This window comes from Paenibacillus sp. SORGH_AS_0306, assembly GCF_030819345.1.
Lineage (GTDB): Bacteria > Bacillota > Bacilli > Paenibacillales > Paenibacillaceae > Saccharibacillus > Saccharibacillus kyungheensis.
This window is the reverse complement of record NZ_JAUTBP010000001.1, coordinates 1,570,525-1,592,347: the sequence shown is the minus strand read 5'-3', so window position 1 is coordinate 1,592,347 and position 21,823 is coordinate 1,570,525. Positions and strand designations below refer to the sequence as shown.

Genomic DNA, 21,823 nt, shown 5'->3' with positions numbered 1-21,823 from the left:
CTTTTATTGTCTTTTCCCATTATAATTAACCGATAATTTTCTGGTAACTTGCAATATCGAGACGACGACCGAATTTATAACCGACTTCACGAAAATGTGCACATTTCTCATAACCATAACGTTCAAATAAAGCGATACTGTTTATATTTTCGGTACAAACTGTGGCAATCAATACATGAAATCCACTATCGATACCCGCTTGTTCGAGAAAAGAAAGAGATTTGCCACCTAATCCTCGTCCCGTCTGTCCGGGCTTGAGATATACAGTGACTTCTGCGGTCACATCATATGCTTGCTTATTTTTGTGTTGAGTCATCAGTATGTATCCAGCAATACCGGAGCTAGATAAAGAAGACGCCGATTCAGTATCTGAAGACGATTCATCTATAATCACATATGATTTGTAATGAGCAGGTACATTCATAATCTGTGCGTGCATCTGTTCTAGTGATAACGTCTCTGTGTGAAAAGAGACTGTTGTATGTTCTACATAATGATTATAAATCGATAGCACTTCAGGCAAATGCTGTTCTTCGATCGGTTCAAATCGAACGACACTCATATTAATGTACGCCTCCATTTACAAAAAATAATGCATTATTCGTTGAGGGCCTGCTAATCCTATAGGACGATGACCCAAATCTTTAAAACCTGCAACCGTATAAGTATGTTGCGCAGCGAGATTACGTTCATTAACTGCTAATAATAACTCATGGATAAATGGAAAATGGTATCTAACCCATGCTGGTAATAACTCCATCGCTTGTCTGGCATACCCTTTACCTTGATGTCGAGAATCGATCAATAGTGCTCGAATCAGCATCACTTCTGCAAGTAGAGTATCTGTATAATCATCGTAATCCAAAATGCCCTGTCCTGTATGCAACACAAAAAAACCAACCACTTTACGTTCAGCTATAATTACTATCGGATAACGCTGAGGATCAGTCAGCGCTTCTTCTAATGAATCGACAGGTAAAGCTGTAAATTGAAGTTGTTCTTCTGGCAAATGAAATTGAGTCAGGTCTGCAACATATTCAGGACGATATAATGTTAACTCTACTGTAGTAGAAATAGTCATAGAACAAACTCCTTTGATCAGGTAAGCGTATTAATCAGCAACAATAGCATAGATTTTGGCATCGTGAAATCTACCTTTTACATATAAGTTTTTGCGCATTAAGCCTTCATACTTCATACCAACCTTCTCCATCACACGAGCAGAATTGATATTATCCGGCATACAACGTGCTTCAATTCGTACCAACTTCATCTGATTCCAGCCAAAGTCAATAATGGCTTCCATCGCTTCCGAAGTATACCCGCGATTCCAAAATTCTCTGGAAAGCGCATACCCTACTTCTGCTTTGAAATGCTTGGTGTTCCAATTAATAAATCCCATTGTCCCGATTAAGCGACCGGATTCTTTATGTTCAATACCCCATTGAGAAACAGCACCTTCTGCATATTTCCCTAGCAAAAATGAAATAAATTGTTTGGTTTCTTCTATCGATTGATGAGCGTGCCAGGTTACATAGCGAGTGACTTCTGGATCGGAAGCATAAGCATACATGTCTTCTACATCATCCATCGTAATCGGACGCAAAATCATTCTTTCCGTTTCCAATACAGGCAGTTCTCCAAAAATATCTTCAATTTTCATATGTATCTGCTCCTTTGATTGAAATAGGTTATATGTATTTTACCATATATGTGCTTCAAGCGTGATTACCAAATCTTGAATAATAATATACAAAAAAACCGCCCTTTAGGACAGCTTTCATTAACATTATAATAAGAATGAAATAATAAGAACTGGTCTTTATTAACTTCGATATCCGTGGCGTAGATCAGTCGCTGTAATAATACCTAATACACGTTCTTGCTCCGTAACAATAATACTATCATTGCGGAAATATTCAGCACGTTGTTCTGCTTGCAGTTGCACATCACTTACAGTAGCTCTCACATCCACGATAAGAGGTTTTTGAGTCATTAATTTGACTACACGCTGCATATAGAATCCGTCCATTCCTGCACATCCATTAACTCGAAAGAAAAAACGGCCACACATCACCAACCCTACCGGACGATGTAGCTTATCGCATACAACAATACTTTCAGCTTCTGGATAACTGAACATAACTTTCAGTGTCTGTTCACATGTCTGCTTGGTTGTAACATGAGGAGCACTACGAAGAAGATCGGTCAGGGTCAATGTCTCTTCAGGTTCATGAGGCGGTTCAGGCATAGTAGCTGTCTGCATAGGAGTGACTTCATATTTCTTAACTTGTCTCAGTAAGGGCTTCAGCATCTGACTAATCATGATTGATCGCCTTCTTTCTGTAATAAGAGCTTATGTTTATCCTACTCTTCTAAGATTAAAGGCGATAACGAATCATGTGAAATAGATGTAAATCATAGCTAACTAGACAAAGTTATTTATCGTTTAATGTCCACTGATCACGCCAGTTGAGTACGATAGATCCATCATCAGCAATCTCTATCGGTAACCAGATATAACGTGAGTCTTTGAGATTATCTTTTTTCCAGCGATCTCCCATATAAATAAATGTACCAGGTGCTCCTTCTACCGGAAGAATGTGTGTACTTTGAGAATCAAATGTTGTTTGACTCGCAGGTGCAAAATTTTTCAAAGGTGCCCAGGGGCCAAAAATATGATCTGCTACTGTATACTTAGCCACATTCGGGTCCCATCCTGTTGCTCCTGATGTCACCATATAATATTTGCCATTGTGCTTGAACATCGCAGGTGCTTCACGTTGCGCACCCGGGAATACACGTACATAGTCTTCACCATATACAGCTTGATACTCTTGATCACGCTCTACGTTGCCTTCTTTATGCCAGCCGGTAATATCAGTATAAGAATCATTTAATTTGGAAATATATATCGTCAAGTTCTCTTCACTGGAATAGACGAGATATGCTGTTCCATCATCATCTTTAAAAAGAGTCATATCTCTTGCCATACCGGGTTGATCCGGTTGTCCGTTATATTCTGCATCTTTGGGAGCTCGATCCATACGATGCCCTTCTCCATAGACAAAAGGCCCTGTAGGTGAATCAGATAATGCATACCCCGCTTGAGCTTTGGCATAGTTCGCTGTCGATGTAGCACTTGGCCCGTCAGTATGCATCCACATTACATATTTACCAGTTTTCTCATTATAAATTACTTTAGGACGTTCTATAATTCGGTTTGTTCCAATATCATTAAGTATGTTAGCCGTATCTTTACGTCCAGCATATAGCTTAGAAATCAATGGATCATTTGTAAAATCATCTTCCGATTCAATCGCTGTCAAAGCTAACCCTTTATCCTCCCAATTGTAAAGGTCTTTGGAAGCATACACATGAACACCGCGAGCAGGTAGATATCCATTTGTTTTATCTTCTCCATACCAGTAGTAAGTCTGATCTTGCTGGTTATACAGTACGCCTCCACCATGTGCTTGAATAGGTACACCGCTGGTATCATTCCAGACTGCACCGGGCGTAAATGACGTATTGGCAGCTATATTCATTTCTGATGGAGTACTAGAAGTTGCCGCTGAAGACATCTGTACAGGCATGATGAGTGAAGATAATAATACTGACCCGCAGACAAGGGGTACCCATTTTTTCCTTGTAGACCATAGATTCATAACGTTGCCTCCTTTTATTTTGTATACGCTTACAAAAATGAATAAAAATATACTCCCCACATAGGAAGTATATTTTCTTATTGTAGTAAAAACCATTTTTTAAGTCAAATATACAATAAAAGGAATATTTAAATTTTCAATAGTATGGTGATACTCACTATCATACATAGCTCTATTTGAAATAAATTAACAATCAGTTCCCGATTGATAAATCTTACTTATCCGCTGTCCATATCTGATATCGTTTATCATCATTCCACATATTATTGAAAATGGTAACCCATTGCTCTGCTAAATTAGTATCATGGATAGCCACTAATATTTCATCATTTTCTTCACTCGATTCATCTGTGTAATTAAATGATCCTACTGTTGCTATTTTACGATCAGCAATTAGCATTTTTTCATGCATTTTGCCTTCAAATGTATTAATTTTGATGATTGCTCCTGCATCCACTAAGGCTTGTAACGCTTTGATCTGAGATTTTTTTTCTACTTTTGTTTTGTCTGTCAAAATACGCACTTGTACACCACGCTTTTGCGCTTCTACTAATGCTTGAATAATCGATTCACGTGACAAATTATAAATCGCTACATCCAATGTAGCTTGTGATTGATTGATCAGATTTATAATCAACTGATCGGGCTTCTGCCCTTCCGAAGTAAATACATAATCAATTGTTGTGCCTGCTTTTGCTTTGGCATCTGTGGAAGCCGATGGAGAAGATTCCATATTTGTAGAAGAGACATAACCGGAGTTCTCATGTAGTGGAACAGAATAGACTTCAGGAGAGATCGTTTTTGACGTATTGGAACATGCGCTTACTATCCATACTGTACTCGTCAAAAGAATACCTATCAGACAGAATTTGCGACGTAATATAGTCATAATTTGCAAAACCCTTTCTTTGTAAAACAAATTCGTTCTATGCTCATCCTTATCATTGTATTTGTGAGCGTATTGTTATGATTGGCACCAAGGAGACTGCTTTTACTGCAATTTGCCAACAAATCAATACATTTTATTATAAACGAATGATCTTTGTAATCAAAATTGCACCAGAATATATCCTATAATCTGGATATCATACAGGAGTTCACTCTCTACAACACGAATAGTATAACCATCCTGTACAATTTGGAGATGATCATACAATGATTAAAGGAATAAGTCAGGCTGGATTAGGTTCTATTTCAACAGAGGAATTAGTACGTTCTGCTCGTAAGTATGGATTCGGCGCTGTAGATATCAATACAGATACACTAATTGCTGATCATGGTTTGGAAGGAACACGTCAATTGCTGGAAGATCACCATGTTATCGTAGGCTCTATCGGTCTACCTGTAGAGTGGCGTCAGACCGATGCTATTTTTCGTGAACAATTAACATCACTTGCTGTCACCGCTTATCATGCTTCTTTGCTTAGATGTAAATCTTGTTGTACATATATTTTACCTGCAACAGATGAATTGCCTGCTACCTACATGGCACAAAGTATTGTACGTCTGCGCCATATTGCCTCGATCTTAGATGCTTACGGTATTAGACTGGGACTGGAATTTGTAGGCCCGCATCATTTGCGTACTGCGTGGAAGCATCCCTTTATTCACACGGTTGCAGATACACTCACAATGATTGATGGGATCGATCGTAGTAATGTTGGCTTGTTGGTCGATGCTTATCATTGCTATACCACTGAATTTACAGCAGATGATATTCGTCAATTGCGCGCAGATCAGATTGTCCATGTGCATATTAATGATGCCAAAGACGTGCCACTTGATCAAGTTCTCGATAATGATCGGCTATATCCTGCTGAAGGTGTGATTGATCTGCCTGCTTTTCTACAGGCTTTACAAGATATCCGATATACAGGCGTGGTCACGCAAGAAATTCTAACCCCAGAATCTCCAACAGATTCGACAAGTTTATTATGGGAGCGTTCCCAACATGGATTTGATCATGTATTTCGTAACATCTCTACCCTTTAATTAGATATTGATTGTTAATGCTTCATACCAATAGCAGACGATAATATATACAAATAAGGTAGACCACAAATAAGCCATACGTCAGACTTCTTATGCTTATCCTAAGAAGTCTGACGTATGGCTATAATGAACGTGCAACAATCAAATTATACTATGTGCACTAATCTGTTATATTAACTCTGTTGCTCTATCACAAAAAGACTATACTCCGCATATCCTATCGTACCTTGATCTTGATCTGTTGATTGGACTATTTCACTGACTTTGTTAAGATCAACTGCAAATATCCCTACTTTGGCTCCGACCCAATGCCCTGGATGAACTGATGCTACATATGGAATATCTACAAAATTCGTACCGTCCAAACTATAGCTAAACTGAGATTGAGCAGCATGCAGAATCGAGACTGGAATCTGATCTTCTCTCGCATCACTGATCGGTGCCAAATAATGGGCTGATTCATTGTCTAACCATACCGATACACGCATATAGATAGGATTAGGCATATACGTTTGTGAAGAAATGGCTTCCAGATCATCAAGTATAGTATGCCACACTTCTTGTTCTACAGGATGCTCTAGCTCTTGTCCATCTTCATCTTGATAGGTATAACCTCGGATCAACGATAATCGATATTGTTGCTCTGCATTCTTCTCTATCGCTAAATACGTATATGTTCGTCCAAATAATGTCATTCCGAATCGTTCGGTAACAGATTGAGGATAAATGTGTATACAGGTCGTTGCTGTAAAATCTGTCGAAGGTAGTTTTTGCAATAACAATTGAGGTGCTTCATACAATAACGCTTGATCAGTCACATTTGCTAACTGAGAAGGAAATGAACAAGCATATAATCGTATTTCTTGATGTTCATAATCGGTAGCATACCAGTCTGCTTGAATATTAGCTTGCCATTGCCACTGTAATCCAAATGCCATAGTCGCTTTACTGATAAGTTGAATCTGTTCATCATACAATGAATAACGGGAACTCAAGGAATCTTCAGATGCTGTCGATGGAGGAACAACAGGCATACGCCACGTCTCCACAGGCTCGCCTGCTGTATCACCTGATTGATATTGCCCGATAATCGGCCACCCATCACTCCACTCCATCGGTTGAAGATGTGTAATCCGTCCATAAGCGTATTTATCTTGAAAATGTAAAAACCATGACTCTCCCGCTGTCGTCTCTACCCAGCTTCCTTGATGAGGGCCATTGATATGACTATTGCCTTGCTGAAGTACAATTCGATCTTCATAAGGCCCAAAAATATGCTCCGAACGCAACACGACTTGCCAACCATGACTGACACCGCCTGCAGGAGCAAATATGTAATACATGTCTTCTCGTTTGTACCATTTAGGCCCTTCCATAACTGGATGCACTAATCCACCATCATAAATGATCTGCCCTTCCCCTTGAAGTTCACGACCATCTGCACTCATACGGAATACTTGTAACTTACTTCGAATCCCTGTACGACTATGAGCAAAAGCATGAACAAGATACCCTTGACCATCTTCATCCCAAAATGGACATGGATCGATCCACCCTTTTACTTTTTTCAATAAATGCGGTGCTGTCCATGGGCCGGTTGGTTCTTTGGCAGAACACATAAATATCCCTTCATCTGGTGTGCTAAAAAATACCCAAAAGCGCCCATTGTGATAACGAAGACTAGGTGCCCATACTCCTTCTCCATGTCTGGGTAGATCATAATCAGACGATCCTTCAAGAAATTGGAGCTCTGGCAAAATATAATGAATCAATTTCCAATGCACAAGGTCAGTAGAATGAAGTAACGGTAATCCCGGAACATGCGCAAAACTAGAAGCAACCATGTAAAAATCATCACCTACTGCTATAGCATCAGGATCAGAATAATCTTCATGAATAATAGGATTGTTGTAAAATGATTCATTGGGACGTAAGCTCATCTTTAACTTCCTCCTATAATCTATTTTGTTAACGTGTTCATTTCTACTTCTATCATAACCTGATTCTGTATTGAATTAAAAGTATACGCTTACAATATAAGTTAAAAGATATATTTTTAATTACAAAATAAAGAAGCAGTTCATTGAACTACTTCTTGTCTTTATCCTTTTAAAGCCTTTTGCAAAGAATCTTTCATCACTTCTACAAAGTTATTCCGCTTTTCTTCAGACAACTCTAGCAAAGAAAGATAAGGATTTAAGTCCTCTAATTCGACTAGCAAGAGTTCTCCTTGTTCATTTCGGCAGGCATCAATTCGCTGAATACCCCAATGGATATTATTCCATTCAATAAACCGTTTAGCAAAATGCAAGTCTTTATCAGTAGGTGTATATTCTTTTAATTCCCATCGCTTGTCTTTATCAGGTGCATAAAGCGCATATTGAAATTGTTTGTCAATAAAATAAAAAGAAACTTCATATTCAAAATGGATCAATGGCTGTATTAATGTATCTTTTGAATGAGCCTTCACTTCTTCAACCAGTTTATCTTTTTCAACAAACTTCAATCCAACTGAATCTGCTCCATCTTTAGGTTTTATAATGTACATATGCCCGTGAGGAAGTTTATCCAAATGATCAATAGTATCAATAGTCGGTATAACAGGCAATTGAGCATCTGTTAATTCAATCAAATATTCTTTCCCATTCATGTCCGCTTTTCCATCCAACGAATTATACGTATTTAAATGTTTAGCAATAACTCGTTTACGAAATGCTTCGTATTTGACTTTAAAATTAGCAATAGGACCTGCATTTCGAAAAACGATTAAATCTGCATGATCTTCAAATGCTTCAATATCTTCGGGATGACAAATAACCAGATGAAAAGTTTCTCTTAATTTTGAGGTTAAAAACAAATCTTCTTCATAATAGTTTCTTCCTTTGGCAGGATAATATAAATCAGTCACAAACAATATTGTATGTATGATCATCACACCTTCCTTGATATATTTTTGGGTATAGTGAACTTCTCACATATTCAGAATACAGCCATTTTAGTAGTTAATACCGGTTTCGTCAATTAAGGAACTTTGCGCTCGAAATAATGGCGTATAAATAAAAATATCTTTATTTTATCATTTTGATTGACTTCATTTACATGGTTATCATTCACCATACAGCAACTCATAGTACAGCTTAACAGACCGCTCAAGAAATAGAACAAACAGGTGGTACAGTTCTTGGAATCAAGGCTGATATTGCCTATGAACAACATCCGAGCAAGTGGCTAATCTTGTATTTTTCTTACTTTCTGATCAGGTATCTTAAATTAGCGTTACAGATCTGATCAAGCATCTCATATTAGCGGTACAGAAATGTATGTAGAGGGTACATAATCATTACTTTCTTAATACAAAAAATATTAAGTACATCCTTATGTACTATTTAAAGTACAAAAAAGCGCCCTGCAATAAGCATGTGGCGCTTTTTTTATTTGCTGTAGATGCAAAATATGATGTTCTGTTACTTAAGCATATGTTTAGACGTACGCGTTACGTGTATAAGACAACAAAGATTCTACATTAACGATCGGAATAATTTTGCCATTCACTTCAAAAGCATTTGGTAAAATATCGCGACTATTTGCTTCTGGATTTTCTTTTAATTCGGATTCTTCTACAGTTGCTGTGTTGTCTAACTCATCTACCAATAAAGCAACACGAGTACGACGAAGCAAAATCATTTTGTCTGTTTCTTTAGGTTCTTCATAAGAAACAGCTAGTACTTTACGCAGATTAACCAACGGATATAATGCTCCACGAATTGTAATTAATCCTTCATGCCAATCTTCTGAAAATGGCAATGGTGTTCCTTTTTTAGCAGTTTGAATTTCATCAATTTCATTAAAGTTAATAGCGTAAGCTTGACCTGCTACATAAAATACGATCAATTCGATTTTCATTATGATTAGCTCCTCGAACAATATAATCTGACATTTGCCTATATATATACTTTATCGACCAAATGGTTCATATTCTTTACTACTTTCTTGATCTATCTACATGTACGTACATTTAGCACTGAAAAATAACGATTGCAGACAAGTATATGATCTAATTTGATCAATATTCTTGAAATATGTTTAAATAAGTGCTACTATTTAGAAAATTAGTGTATGTATCAGTTTATTATTAATGTTTATATAAACTATAAATGTACGTACATATTTTTAATATTAAATTTGTAAGCGTTACCTGAAAAGAAATCAGGATAATGCTATACCTCACTTCAAGGAGACGATATCATGACCAACTTACCTGAATTCAAAAATCCGATTGTGGAGCAACGTGCTGATCCATGGATCTACAAACATACAGATGGATATTACTATTTCACTGCTTCTGTACCTGAATATGATCGACTAGACGTTAGACGTGCTCAGACGATTCAAGGATTAGCAGATGCTCCTGCGGTAACCGTATGGCGCAAACCAGATCAGGGACCTCTTAGCAACTTAATCTGGGCTCCAGAACTTCATTATATCAATGAGAAATGGTATATCTACTTTGCTGCTGCTGATGTACCTGAACCAGTGAATGGTACGTTTAATCACCGTATGTATGTGATCGAGACAGATGCGGCTAATCCTTTAGAAGGTCAATGGGTTGAAAAAGGACAGGTTGTTACAGCATGGGAATCTTTTGCTCTAGATGCAACTACTTTCCAACATCAAGGCAAATTGTATTATGTATGGGCACAACGCGATTATGATATTCCGGGCAATTCCAATTTATACATTTCGGAAATGGAAAATCCATGGACACTTAAAGGAACATATACGATGTTGACCAAGCCAGAACTGGATTGGGAAGTGATTGGTTTCCTTGTAAATGAAGGGCCAGCTGTACTTAAACGCAACGGTAAAATCTTTATTACGTATTCTGCAAGCGCTACCGATGAGAACTATTGCATGGGTCTACTGACTGCTGACGAGAATAGCGATTTGTTAGATGCGAACTCATGGCACAAATCACCACAACCTGTATTTACAAGTGCTGCTGAAAATGGACAATATGGCCCTGGTCATAATAGCTTTACTCGTACAGAAGATGATCAACATGATGTACTTGTCTATCATGGACGTAATTACACTGAAATTACAGGCGATCCGCTATACGATCCTAACCGTCATACACGCGCACAAGTGATTACATGGAATGAAGATGGTACACCGAATTTTGGTAAACCTGTTCCTGATGCAGGATTTGTTCGTTCATAAATAAAGACTTTGTTTGATTTTAAATACAGATGTTCTTAAATACAGATTTTGTTCTTTTATAAATAGAGACAACGATATGGATACGGAGATGAATGAATCATGAAGTTAAACAATATCAAATTACCAAAATGGAATTTTTGGAATTTCGGCGGATTGTTCTTTTTCTACTTTTTAATCTGGGCGGTTGTTCTTGCGTTCTTACCGATCTGGTTAAAAGAAGAAGCAGGACTTGATGCTAGCCATACTGGACTTGTCTTTTCAGCGATTTCGTTAATTGCTTTATGTTATCAACCGTTTTTCGGAGTGATCTCGGATAAACTAGGATTCCGCAAAAATCTATTCTGGTTTGTTGTTATTGTTGCTTTATTTATGGGACCTTTCTTCACCTTTTTATTTATTCCACTTCTTCAATATAATATTTGGGTAGGCGCGATTATTGGCGGTATTTACCTAAGTGCTGTGTTCCAGGGTGGCGTTGGGGTTGTCGAAGCGTATATTGAGCGTGCAAGTCGTGCAAGCTCTATCGAATATGGTCGTGTACGTCTGTTCGGTTCGATAGCTGGTGCTACGGCAACATTAATCGGTGGAATGATGTATCTGTATAATCCAATTAGTATTTTCTGGTTCGCTTCTTGTTCTGCGGCTGTACTAGGGATTCTATTGCATACAGCCAAAGTTGATCCTTCTGCGAGTGCAGCAGGTGTACCTGCGGATTCCAACGAAGCTTCTAGTGAAATTACAAAAGAACGTGTATTTTCGATTTTCAAACTCAAAAACTTCTGGTTCTTGTCTCTACTGATTGTCGGTACAGCCAGTGTATACGATGTGTTCGATCAGCAGTTCCCGAACTATTACAATCAATTTTTTGCATCGCCTTCATTAGGTACACAGCGCTTTAGTGAACTGGTATCGTTACAGACAGCAATAGAAGCGATATTGATGATCTTTATGCCATTTATTATTAACAAAATTGGTGCTAAAAATGGACTACTGTTATTCGGATTACTTACATTTGTACGTATTTTTGGAACCGCTATCGCAACAGATACTGTCAGCTTATCATTGCTACGTCTGATCGCTGCTGTTGAAATGCCGTTATTGTTAGTATCTATCTTCAAATACATTACAAGTGTGTTCGATATTCGTTTGTCTGCTACGATCTATTTGTTAGCGTTTAACTTTGCCAAACAAGCGGCAATCGTTGTCTTTTCAAGTATTGCAGGTAATATGTACACCAGTATTGGTTTTCAAAATACGTATTACTTCTTGAGTGCTATTGTATTATTAATTACGGTTATTTCGATCTTTGGACTATCTAATGATAAAAATAAACGTGAGCCTGTAGGAAGTGTTACACCGAAGCAAAACAAAGAACGAATGGTAGCTGTACCTAAAGTATAATGTAGCTTGATAAGCAGTATATGTAAGCGTTATTAGTAAGCGTCATCAGAACGATATAAGTTGTTGATTGTAGATATCATAATACAAAAAAGCCTTTCAGTATTTTACGCTGAAAGGCTTTTGCTTTGTACATATATTTATTTGCCTATTCCTACAAAAAGGGTTGAATTAAAAATAGATTTTGGTACAATATGGATTGGTTATGTGAGCAATGCTAAATGATTTCGATAACGATTTAAAGGAGTCTACTCGTGAACAATGTAGTGAAAGAACGTTGGTATGCTGTATTGGGTATTGCTATTGTATTTGGTGGTATTTTTGTAATTAAAGCATTCAGCGGAGATCTGTAATTTGAACTCAACAATAACGGCGTAATGCCAGCAAGATGGTAAAGCAACAAAAAGAGCTTAAACGATGCCGGTGAGCAATCACCCACGACATTGTTCAAGCTCTTTTTGCTTCTCTGCTAACTTCTATATAGCGTATTCTTTCACTTCTATATAGTATATTCGGCTTACCTGCTAATGATGGCTCCAAATTCACTATAAGTGCAGAATCAGTCTAACACTCTTCACTACTTATATCTGTTATCTATTACCTGATATAAGATTAGCTTAATTTATACAATAATTCACCAGAACGTGTATTGGACTGTGTAGACGATTGAAGATTATTGTAATCATTAATATTGGTTACGATAACAGGTGTAATCGTCTCATAGCCTTCTTCTCGCACTGCTTTGAGATCGAACTCCATCAATAGATCGCCGATCTTCACAGTCTCTCCTGCTTTGGCATGTGGTGTAAAATGTTTGCCTTTTAATTTGACGGTATCAATTCCGATATGAATCAACATTTCGGTGCCTGTATCACTGACAAGCCCGATAGCATGCCCGCTTTTGGATACAGAGAACACTGTTCCATTGACAGGTGATACGATTCGTCCTTCTGTTGGTTCAATCGCTACGCCTTTCCCCATAATCTCTTGTGAGAAAGCAGGATCATTTACAGCGCTTAGTGGCTTCACTTCGCCGGCAACCGGACTGAAAATATCAGCCGCGATAACTTGTTGTACAGCAGGTTGATGAATATCGATCACATTGGATGCTGCTACAGTATTCGATGCTACAGGAGTACTGTTTACTTCATTTGCTGTAGCTTGAGTCGTTTCAGCTTCTTCGGAGCTTTCTTTCACACCGATAAAGTAAGTGATCGCTGTTGCAGATACTAATGCTATCAGACCACCTAATAACGCATAGATCAATGTACTGATGGATGGACTAATAAATGCCGCTACACTTGGTAGACCTACTAAGCCTGTAATAACATATGATTTTACATGGAAGATACCCATAAATGCTCCACCAATAGCTCCACCGATAAGAGCAGCTATAAATGGCTTTTTGAATTTCATATTGATACCATACATCGCAGGTTCAGTAATACCCATAATCGCAGTTAAGCCTGTAGAGAAACCGAGCGATTTGGTTTGAGCATTTTTGGAACGAAGTCCTACACCTAGTGCTCCACCTGCTTGTGCCCAGTTCGCCGCGAACATCAATGGAATAATAAAGTCATATCCTAATGCTGTAATTGAACCGATAACGATTGGAGTTAATGCGTAATGCATTCCTGTAATAATAAGCAATGACATCGTGCCGCCGATCAGAATACTTGCGACAATCGACATATTTTCAAATAACCATGCAATACCTCCAGATAACCCACTACCAATAATAGAACCTAACGGCCCGATAGCAATCAATGTGAGTGGAACCATGACCAGCAATGTAACTGTAGGTACGACTAGCAATTTGAGAGAAACATGCGTATAACGATCTACTGCTTTCTCAACATAAGAAGCGATCCAGATCGCAATAACGATCGGAATAACGGTAGAAGAATACGTTGCCGCAACTACAGGGATGCTGGCAAAAGTCACACTTTGACCTGAAGATAATAATGCTGTAATCGTCGGGTGCATAATAGCTGCTCCTAAGGCTGCCCCGATATACATATTACTGCCTAGCTTACGAGAAGCACTAATCGCTAAAATAATCGGTAAGAAGTAAAATGCTCCGTCTCCAATCGCCGATAAAATAATATACGTCGAACTGGTATTCGACATCCAGCCTAAAGCAACAAGGATCGCGACAATCCCTTTTATCATTCCTGCGCCTGTTATCGCTGGTAAGATCGGGGTAAACATTCCTGAAATAAAATCAAACAGTGTACTGATCGGATTTTGTTTCTTTTTCGGCTTGGTTGAAGCTGTCTCTTCTAGCTGACCTGCTCCTGGAATCTTTTTCACTAATTCTTTGTATACATTTGCTACTTCATTTCCGATAATAACTTGAAATTGTCCTCCATTTTTCATAACACCCATAACGCCCGGCGTTTTTTCCAATTGAGCTTTGTTAGCCAGATTATCGTCATTTAAGTTAAAACGAAGTCTTGTCATACAATGTGTCACTTGATCAATATTGCTTGTACCGCCTACCAAATCCAGTATGTCTTGCGATAGTTTCTCTTTATCCATGTTGTCTTTCTCCTTTTTATATAGGGCGACTGAACGATTAAGATACAAAAAAACCTAAATGTCTATAAATGAGTCAGTCTATACTGACAGTACATACAATACGTGTACCGCATATTGCATGGTCATCTATCCACATTCAGGTTTTGCCTAATTAAAGTCACAATCCCATTCGTTGGTGTATTTATTTGTATCGGTCGGTTCAATGATCTACCCTTCTGATCTTTCTGCATGTTCTGCTTTGGTAATACGTTCGATATGAATTGTCAGATATAATAATTCATCTTTAGAAAGAGTACGCTGATGAATTTTGCTTGTATACGATTGAATCTTTTGTGCACAAGCATAAGCATTAGGATATTGGACTTTGACCATATCATGTAGAGGATTGTCGCCAGAATCGCTGACCGTATCATGAAGTACACGCTGTGCAAAAAACTTCAGGTGCGTCAAAAAGCGGAAATAACTTAGTGATTCTTCATCCATTTCAAATACATAATGTCTGGTCACTATGCGTAGCACGTCTTTGACAATATTAGTCATACTGATCGTCTCGCTCATCTCGCCGTTTAATTGCGAATTAACGAAATGCAGTGCAATAAATCCACCTTCATCTTCAGTCAGTTCCACACCTAATTTATCTTCAATCATTTGCAGAGCTTTCATTCCGATTATATATTCTTTGCGGTATAACTTTTTGATCTCCCAAAGAATTGCATTTCGAATCTCTATCCCTTGTCGATAACGTTCAATCGCAAAATGAATATGATCGGTTAATGAAATATAAATACTATCATGCAATTTGCTACCCAGTATCGTCTGCGCATATCGAATAATTTCATCTGAACAATCTACGTATTCGATGGGAATGTCTGATAATAATGTCATCAACTTTTGTGAGACTTCCCTATTTTCGAGCTTGAATACTTTTTCTACTTTTGTCTCATCCACCAGATCGCCGGGGTGCTTTTTAAAACCTATACCTCGCCCCATAACAACCATTTCCTGTTCAGCAGGATTGATGACAGTCACAACATTATTATTCAGAACTTGTGCTATTTTCATTCCCATCACCTTTTACTATCAAAATAGTCAAAAAGGCAAAACCAAAAATGACTTGGAACGTCAATTTCGGTTTTGCCTGAGTAAACAGTAACAATCCGTGTGTTTTTGGTTTTCTGTGAATCCATAGTAACATAGCCTTAAAACGTTAGCAATAGTTTTTTGTAAGCACTTACTTTGTGGTGATGTAAAAAGGAATTTTCAAGCTTACTTTTCGATCAATTCAAACTCTGCCATTTGTACTGCTTTGGCACTTGATCCGATATACACTTTAAATTCACCAGCATCCGCTACCCATTGCAAGCGTGAATTACAATATTTAAGCATTTCTTCGGTGATTTCAAACTGTACTTGAGCAGTCTCTCCTCCAGCTAAAGTCACTTTTTGGAACCCTTTTAGTTCTTTAACAGGTCGAACAGTACTTCCGTATAGATCCTGAATATACATCTGTACAATTTCTGTTCCTGATACTGAACTTGTATTGGTCACTTGAATAGTCGCTGTGATGGATTCAGAACGTTGCATCGCTTGACGATCTAATTCTATTGCTGAATATTCAAATTGGCTATAACTAAGCCCGTATCCGAAAGGATATAAAGGATCATTTGGGCCGTCCAAATATTTAGAAATGTATTTCTCATGTTCATTTTCAGCTGTTACAGGTCTACCGGTATTAAAGTGGTTATAATAAATCGGTACTTGACCCAATTGCTTCGGAAAGCTCATCGTTAACTTCGCAGATGGATTATAATCACCGACTAATACATCAGCGATTGCATGTCCGGCTTGTGAACCCAAGAACCATGTTTCTACAATACTATCCATATGCTCTTCATACCAATCCAGTACTAGCGGTCGTCCATTGGTGAGAACAAGCACAACAGCTTTACCGGATTGCTTCGCTAATTCCACGATAGCTTCAGCTAGTTTTTGCTGTGGTTCAGGAATCGTAATATTCATACGAGACGCGGCTTCACCAGACATATCACTATTTTCACCCAATGCTAACAAAATAACGTCTGCATGTCCGGCTACTTCAAGTGCTTGTTCTACTCCACCTGCAATCGGTTCGTTCACTTTGGAACCTTCACTGTATAATAAACGATCTTCTTGGATACCTTTGGCTTGTAATCCTTCTAATAAAGTAACAGTATCTGCTCCATATTTAGAAAACTGCCATGGCCCTAACAAATCTTTGTTATCACCAAAAGGTCCAATTACAGCAATACGTGCGCTAGATTCAGCAACATGTAACGGTAACGTCTGAGCTTCATTTTTGAGTAGTACAATCGATTTCTGTGCCAACTCACGACTCGCTTGAAGATGATTCTCGTTAAAGTGATATTCCACTTCTTTATCAGGACGTACATAACGGAAAGGATCATCCATAATACCGATCTGATATTTATATGTTAAAATGCGTCGTACCGCATCATCCAATTGTTGTTCTTGAATTTTACCGTCTGCTACAAGTTGGGGTAAAAATTGTTCATACGTCTGAGATACCATTTCGATATCCATTGTCGCATTTAAGGATAGACGTGCAGCTTCACTGCGATCTTTGGCAACACCATGTGTATAAATTTCTTCGACTGCACCATAATCAGAGATTAGAATACCATCGAACCCTAATTCATCACGTAGCAAATCTTTCAAAATAAATTCACTAGCTGCTATAGGAATCCCTTGATAGAAGTTAAACGCATTCATCACAGATGCTGCTCCAGCTTCAAGTCCAGCCTGGAACGGAGGCAAATACAGATTACGCAACATCCATTCTGAAATATCAACCGTATTGTAATCACGACCGGATTCGGAAGCACCATAAGCAATAAAGTGTTTGAGACAAGCAATCAATGTTTCTTTATCAAATAAGCTTGCGCCTTGAAACCCTTCTACTTGTGCTCTAGCAATTAATGAACCTAGATAAGGATCTTCGCCTGAGCCTTCGACTACACGTCCCCAACGCGCATCACGCGCAATATCAACCATGGGTGCATGATTGTACGTAATTCCTGTAGCTGTGGCTTCTTTGGCTGCAATCGCACATGCTTCACGAATCGCTTCAATATCCCAACTGCAAGACCATGCGAGTGGCACAGGGAAAATCGTTTGGAAACCATGAATCACATCGGCGTTAAACATCAACGGAATACCCAAACGCGATTTTTCTACTGCTGTTTTTTGCAATTCAAACACACGACTACTATTAAAAGCACCTAGAATGGAGCCTGTACGACCTTGCTCTACAAGCACATCTGCCGATTCGGCTTCAATATCGCCACCAAAAGCAAAATCAGAAGCCATACACTGACTCATTTGCCCGATTTTCTCAGCAACGGTCATCTGTCCAAGCAATTGTTCTACTTGAGCTTCAATATCTTCTGCTGTGCGTTCGACAACATTATTTTTATGGTAAGGAGCAACCACGTTGATCAATTCTTCACTCAACGACTGTCCTCTACCTCTTGTACCATCTAACTTCATCACACCTGTAAAAGGCAAAGAGATAAAGCCTGTAAAGCAATCTTCTTCAAAAACCATTTCAATCGTAGCTTCGCCTTCACCATGTGGCAAAACGACTACACTTCCTGTTGCTTTTAGCGTATTGCCTTCTACATGTATATGCTTGATATCCAAAGCAAGTGGTAATGGCTCCATCTGTACCGTTAAAGAATAATCTTGTGGTGTTGGCTTAGGAGACTCTTGCTGAACCTCAAATAAAAATTTCCATTTGGATGATTGTAATTGTGATGTACTGTTCCATATTCCTATCATTCGTATGCCCTCGTTTCCCAATGCTATTCTCTATTTGTGTTGTATCGCGATCTTATCTTTGCTTTATAGGGATCGCTTTTGTCTACTGCTTTAATGTAAGCGTTATGACATTATATTTATGGTATTATTCCTATTTTTTTAGTAAAATAATAAATACGTTATCATTAGTATCTTATGCATAGCGTATTTTGAAACGATAGGAGTTGCACAATCATATGAACACAACCTGGCTGAATACCCTTAAATTTATAATAAAATGCTTACATATTGAATATCAGGTTCCACTCTATATTGTGGATCAACAAGGTGCGCTAATTGAAGAATATCCTGCACAGAACTTCAATCCTTTATATGCTAGTAAAAGCGAAGGGCTTGAGCTATTAACTCAACATATTCAAGGACATTACCCACTGATTCATGCAACGAATTTTGTAGAGCAGTATCTGATCGTACCTTTACCTGCTCAGCCTACGGTTCAAGCTAATAGTAATGAACCTATAGATCCTGCTTCATCTCATCCGTTGCCTATGCCAGAGAGTACTTCTGTCGATATCGAAGGCGCTCTGATAGCGGGGCCTTTTTTCAATGCGATTGTACCGGAAGAGTTAATCAAAGGCATTATTGTAGATCACCAATTGTCTTTTCGTCAGCAAGATGAAGTATGGGCATTTTACAAAAATGTGCCACTGATCTCTAAAGAACGTATATACAATGCAGCCGTTATGATTTATTTTATGTTATATCAAAAAGAATTGGATATCGCCGAATTGATTCAACATAATTTGCATATTCCTGCCGCTTCTATACATCGTGTTCATCTGGACTCGATTCCACATCTGTCTTCGTCTACCTTACTGTCTTATCACGAGGAAGCCGAATATACACCACCTGATCGTTATCACCATAATCCTGAGATGGAACGTATCTTTCTGCAATATATAAGAGAAGGTCGCAAAGAAGATTTAATTCAATGGGAATTGGGATTTCCGACAGAGAAATTGGGAGTACTTTCGAAAAAAAGCTTGTTACGCAACGAAAAGAATCTAGGTATTTGCTCGGTAACGCTGGTCACACGTGCGGCGATGGATGGCGGAGTGAACGCCGAAATTGCTTATACATTAAGTGATTTTTATATTCAAGCAGTCGAAGAATGTGAAAATCCAGCGCAAGTGCATATGACTACCCAGCGATGCAATGCTGACTTTGTCGATCGAGTGCTGGAAGGTCAGAAGCAACGATATTCCCATGAAGTCAATCTGACACGTCATTACATTTTCAGCCATCTGTACGAACCGATTCATCTACAAGATTTAGCGAAAGAAACGAAGCTGAATGCGGATTACCTATCACAGTTATTTAAAAAAGAAATTGGGTGTTCGCCTGTTGTCTATATTCAGCAACAACGTATTGATGAAGCGAAAAAATTAATCAGTCTCTCGCATTATTCGTTAGCTGAAATTTCGACGTTGTTGCAGTTTCATGATCAGAGTTATTTTACGAAGATTTTTAAAAGATACACTGGGGTTACACCGAAGCAGTATCAGAAGAATCGTACGGGTGGGGAGCGGATGGGTGTGGGGGTGTTTTGAAATGTATTGGTGTGGGATGGTGTGAGTTACAGCGCTCCGGGTACGTTATTGTTCTTGTCGTCGCTTGTTGCAAATAGATACTTTGATTAACCGCTTTGCGGTAGGTATCCATTTACAAAGGCGAGCGCTTCGCTCTTTCAGAACAATATCGCTCCCTACGCTCAGTGGAATTGTGTAACTTTATCCTATGTACGATTAATAATAGACATTACATTTGTGATCATCGATTTGTAATCTTCTTTAAAATTATTTAGCATTTAAAATAAAATATGCTTTGATCGATAGACTGATCTTTATAAGGTGATATTCTCAAAATTGTTCTTTTTGAATCTTCCCATTATTACTGTATCGTAATACTGACCATTTGCTAATAACTTATCTTTTTTCAATACTCCTTCTACTTTAAAACCCATCTTTTGATATAAATCAATCGCTTTTTAATTGGTTTCAGTCACACTTAACGTTATCTTTTCAATATGATTATTATCTCCCCACAAAATAGACTCATGTAATAAATTTTTTCCTATTCCATATCCCCAAAAATCTTTTAACACGCACACACCAAATTCTATTTTATGAGCAAATCGTTTAGGCGTATTTCCTGTACATCTAGAAAATCCGACAATCTGTTGGTTAACTACAGCTACTAAAAATAAATGAATTTTACTCTTATGTAGCTTAACCCGTTAACAACAAACTTTTTTAAATGAATAAATAGATATGTTCCCCTTTATCATTTTCGTTGAATTAAATATTTTCTTAAAGTATATAAAAAAATACAGTTCAATACGCAACTTATATCTTTCAATCGTTTATTCTTTTTTGGAAATATACTCTAACAAATCCCCTGGCTGACAATCTAAAGCTTCACAGACTTTATCAATCACTTCTAAAGATACATATTCATTCGTATTTAACTTTGCCATCGTAGCAGATGAAATACCCGTCATTTTAACCAGTTCTTGTTTTTTGATCTCTCGATCTATTAATAATTTTTGTAATTTTTTATAACTAATCATAATATTCCTTTCAATAAAGCGAAGTTTTATTTAATTATAAGCAGATATATTTTGTTTATCAAAATAAAGTTTGATTTCTCACATCTAAATAATTTATTATATTAAAATAAAGTTCAACTTGTTAAATATTTATATGTAAAATTAAATGTTGGAGGCATAAGTATGAATAACTTAATTTCTGATTTTGATCAATTTATATCTTTACGTATGGAAAATATAGCTTGTCAAGAATTAAACAATGTCTGCGTCTTTTTGAACAATTAAGTTCTATTATTGAAGAAAATGGTTTTTCTATATTAAAGGAATATGAACAAGCTTCTACATTAGTTCAGGGTATGTCTGAACGTATCATGTACTATCAAGGTTTAAAAGACGGGTTCAAATTACATCAAGAATTATGGAACTCTGAATAACTATTTTTTTTATATCCATTTCTACATACATTCAAGACACCGATTTAGCGAAGGAAAAGGAATGATCCGTAAGAAGCGTAGCGTTCGCCTTAAAAGTTTCCGCAAGAAAACTACTTCGTAAGCATACACTAAGAATAAATATTTAC

18 protein-coding genes and 1 pseudogene are annotated in these 21,823 nt (G+C 37.7%); 5 read left to right on the top strand and 14 right to left on the bottom strand.

All coding sequences use genetic code 11. The features are described from left to right. Positions 1-25 precede the first annotated feature (25 nt). The 6 genes from QE450_RS07145 to QE450_RS07120 all read right to left on the bottom strand — a co-directional run bounded on the left by QE450_RS07145 (position 26) and on the right by QE450_RS07120 (position 4,557). On the bottom strand, positions 26-562 hold the full coding sequence (locus QE450_RS07145; RefSeq protein ID WP_307298094.1) for a GNAT family N-acetyltransferase: 537 nt from the start codon (positions 560-562) through the stop codon (positions 26-28). An 18-nt stretch (positions 563-580) separates the two neighbouring features. After that, complete coding sequence (locus QE450_RS07140; RefSeq protein WP_307298092.1) at positions 581-1,081, bottom strand: GNAT family N-acetyltransferase; 501 nt, start codon at positions 1,079-1,081, stop codon at positions 581-583. A gap of 30 nt (positions 1,082-1,111) precedes the next feature. Beyond that, positions 1,112-1,663, bottom strand: coding sequence for a GNAT family N-acetyltransferase (locus tag QE450_RS07135; RefSeq protein ID WP_307298091.1), 552 nt, complete (start codon positions 1,661-1,663; stop codon positions 1,112-1,114). Between the two features lie 162 nt (positions 1,664-1,825). Next, complete coding sequence (locus QE450_RS07130) at positions 1,826-2,326, bottom strand: CBS domain-containing protein (RefSeq protein ID WP_307298089.1); 501 nt, start codon at positions 2,324-2,326, stop codon at positions 1,826-1,828. A 112-nt stretch (positions 2,327-2,438) separates the two neighbouring features. Further along, positions 2,439-3,668 (bottom strand): glycoside hydrolase family 43 protein, encoded by a 1,230-nt coding sequence (locus QE450_RS07125; RefSeq protein WP_307298087.1) that lies wholly within the window; start codon positions 3,666-3,668, stop codon positions 2,439-2,441. Positions 3,669-3,882: 214 nt separating this feature from the next. After that, positions 3,883-4,557 (bottom strand): phospholipase D-like domain-containing protein, encoded by a 675-nt coding sequence (locus QE450_RS07120; protein WP_307298085.1) that lies wholly within the window; start codon positions 4,555-4,557, stop codon positions 3,883-3,885. Positions 4,558-4,823: 266 nt separating this feature from the next. Between QE450_RS07120 and QE450_RS07115 the strand changes: the two genes are divergently transcribed. After that, complete coding sequence (locus tag QE450_RS07115; protein ID WP_307298083.1) at positions 4,824-5,660, top strand: sugar phosphate isomerase/epimerase family protein; 837 nt, start codon at positions 4,824-4,826, stop codon at positions 5,658-5,660. A 173-nt stretch (positions 5,661-5,833) separates the two neighbouring features. Here QE450_RS07115 and QE450_RS07110 read toward each other — a convergent pair whose 3' ends face one another. The 3 genes from QE450_RS07110 to QE450_RS07100 form a co-directional block, all read right to left on the bottom strand. Then, positions 5,834-7,600: a glycoside hydrolase family 43 protein gene (locus tag QE450_RS07110; RefSeq protein WP_307298081.1), complete on the bottom strand. Its 1,767-nt coding sequence runs from the start codon at positions 7,598-7,600 to the stop codon at positions 5,834-5,836. Between the two features lie 161 nt (positions 7,601-7,761). Then, positions 7,762-8,586 carry a hypothetical protein gene (locus QE450_RS07105; RefSeq protein WP_307302617.1) on the bottom strand — a complete coding sequence of 275 codons (825 nt, stop codon included), beginning with the start codon at positions 8,584-8,586 and terminating at the stop codon, positions 7,762-7,764. Between the two features lie 554 nt (positions 8,587-9,140). Then, a complete protein-coding gene (locus tag QE450_RS07100; RefSeq protein ID WP_204824337.1) occupies positions 9,141-9,563 on the bottom strand; it encodes a chemotaxis protein CheW in 423 nt (140 codons plus the stop codon). 342 nt (positions 9,564-9,905) lie between these two features. Here QE450_RS07100 and QE450_RS07095 point away from each other — a divergent pair, with 342 nt between their 5' ends. Together QE450_RS07095 and QE450_RS07090 are read left to right on the top strand one after the other, a co-directional pair. Beyond that, positions 9,906-10,880, top strand: coding sequence for a glycoside hydrolase family 43 protein (locus tag QE450_RS07095; RefSeq protein WP_307298079.1), 975 nt, complete (start codon positions 9,906-9,908; stop codon positions 10,878-10,880). A 99-nt stretch (positions 10,881-10,979) separates the two neighbouring features. Continuing rightward, entirely contained in the window at positions 10,980-12,281 is a 1,302-nt protein-coding gene (locus QE450_RS07090) for an MFS transporter (protein WP_273615990.1), read from the top strand. 609 nt (positions 12,282-12,890) lie between these two features. On the opposite strand, the gene QE450_RS07085 is transcribed toward QE450_RS07090, so the two are convergent. The 3 genes from QE450_RS07085 to QE450_RS07075 form a co-directional block, all read right to left on the bottom strand. Continuing rightward, positions 12,891-14,819: a beta-glucoside-specific PTS transporter subunit IIABC gene (locus QE450_RS07085; protein ID WP_307298076.1), complete on the bottom strand. Its 1,929-nt coding sequence runs from the start codon at positions 14,817-14,819 to the stop codon at positions 12,891-12,893. Between the two features lie 207 nt (positions 14,820-15,026). Continuing rightward, positions 15,027-15,881 carry a BglG family transcription antiterminator LicT gene (gene licT, locus QE450_RS07080; RefSeq protein WP_273615988.1) on the bottom strand — a complete coding sequence of 285 codons (855 nt, stop codon included), beginning with the start codon at positions 15,879-15,881 and terminating at the stop codon, positions 15,027-15,029. 204 nt (positions 15,882-16,085) lie between these two features. Beyond that, entirely contained in the window at positions 16,086-18,656 is a 2,571-nt protein-coding gene (locus tag QE450_RS07075; RefSeq protein WP_307298073.1) for a glycoside hydrolase family 3 N-terminal domain-containing protein, read from the bottom strand. Positions 18,657-18,871: 215 nt separating this feature from the next. On the opposite strand from QE450_RS07075, the gene QE450_RS07070 reads away from it, so the two are divergent. Further along, positions 18,872-20,245: a helix-turn-helix domain-containing protein gene (locus tag QE450_RS07070; protein ID WP_307298071.1), complete on the top strand. Its 1,374-nt coding sequence runs from the start codon at positions 18,872-18,874 to the stop codon at positions 20,243-20,245. 293 nt (positions 20,246-20,538) lie between these two features. Here the strand turns inward: QE450_RS07070 and QE450_RS07065 are convergent. Both QE450_RS07065 and QE450_RS07060 read right to left on the bottom strand, forming a co-directional pair. After that, positions 20,539-20,904 (bottom strand): annotated as a pseudogene (locus QE450_RS07065) (N-acetyltransferase family protein); the annotation flags it as partial. A 153-nt stretch (positions 20,905-21,057) separates the two neighbouring features. Continuing rightward, positions 21,058-21,264 (bottom strand): helix-turn-helix domain-containing protein, encoded by a 207-nt coding sequence (locus tag QE450_RS07060; RefSeq protein ID WP_274170157.1) that lies wholly within the window; start codon positions 21,262-21,264, stop codon positions 21,058-21,060. A gap of 221 nt (positions 21,265-21,485) precedes the next feature. On the opposite strand from QE450_RS07060, the gene QE450_RS07055 reads away from it, so the two are divergent. Then, positions 21,486-21,677, top strand: coding sequence for a hypothetical protein (locus QE450_RS07055; protein WP_273615983.1), 192 nt, complete (start codon positions 21,486-21,488; stop codon positions 21,675-21,677). The last annotated feature ends 146 nt before the right edge of the window (positions 21,678-21,823 follow it).

Bases quoted from the DNA above. Each gene is read 5' to 3' on its own strand.
- QE450_RS07145 (WP_307298094.1), bottom strand. From the start codon at position 562: ATGAGTGTCGTTCGATTTGAACCGATCGAAGAACAGCATTTGCCTGAA.
- QE450_RS07140 (WP_307298092.1), bottom strand. From the start codon at position 1,081: ATGACTATTTCTACTACAGTAGAGTTAACATTATATCGTCCTGAATAT.
- QE450_RS07135 (WP_307298091.1), bottom strand. From the start codon at position 1,663: ATGAAAATTGAAGATATTTTTGGAGAACTGCCTGTATTGGAAACGGAA.
- QE450_RS07130 (WP_307298089.1), bottom strand. From the start codon at position 2,326: ATGATTAGTCAGATGCTGAAGCCCTTACTGAGACAAGTTAAGAAATAT.
- QE450_RS07125 (WP_307298087.1), bottom strand. From the start codon at position 3,668: ATGAATCTATGGTCTACAAGGAAAAAATGGGTACCCCTTGTCTGCGGG.
- QE450_RS07120 (WP_307298085.1), bottom strand. From the start codon at position 4,557: ATGACTATATTACGTCGCAAATTCTGTCTGATAGGTATTCTTTTGACG.
- QE450_RS07115 (WP_307298083.1), top strand. From the start codon at position 4,824: ATGATTAAAGGAATAAGTCAGGCTGGATTAGGTTCTATTTCAACAGAG.
- QE450_RS07110 (WP_307298081.1), bottom strand. From the start codon at position 7,600: ATGAGCTTACGTCCCAATGAATCATTTTACAACAATCCTATTATTCAT.
- QE450_RS07100 (WP_204824337.1), bottom strand. From the start codon at position 9,563: ATGAAAATCGAATTGATCGTATTTTATGTAGCAGGTCAAGCTTACGCT.
- QE450_RS07095 (WP_307298079.1), top strand. From the start codon at position 9,906: ATGACCAACTTACCTGAATTCAAAAATCCGATTGTGGAGCAACGTGCT.
- QE450_RS07090 (WP_273615990.1), top strand. From the start codon at position 10,980: ATGAAGTTAAACAATATCAAATTACCAAAATGGAATTTTTGGAATTTC.
- QE450_RS07085 (WP_307298076.1), bottom strand. From the start codon at position 14,819: ATGGATAAAGAGAAACTATCGCAAGACATACTGGATTTGGTAGGCGGT.
- licT (WP_273615988.1), bottom strand. From the start codon at position 15,881: ATGAAAATAGCACAAGTTCTGAATAATAATGTTGTGACTGTCATCAAT.
- QE450_RS07075 (WP_307298073.1), bottom strand. From the start codon at position 18,656: ATGATAGGAATATGGAACAGTACATCACAATTACAATCATCCAAATGG.
- QE450_RS07070 (WP_307298071.1), top strand. From the start codon at position 18,872: ATGAACACAACCTGGCTGAATACCCTTAAATTTATAATAAAATGCTTA.
- QE450_RS07060 (WP_274170157.1), bottom strand. From the start codon at position 21,264: ATGATTAGTTATAAAAAATTACAAAAATTATTAATAGATCGAGAGATC.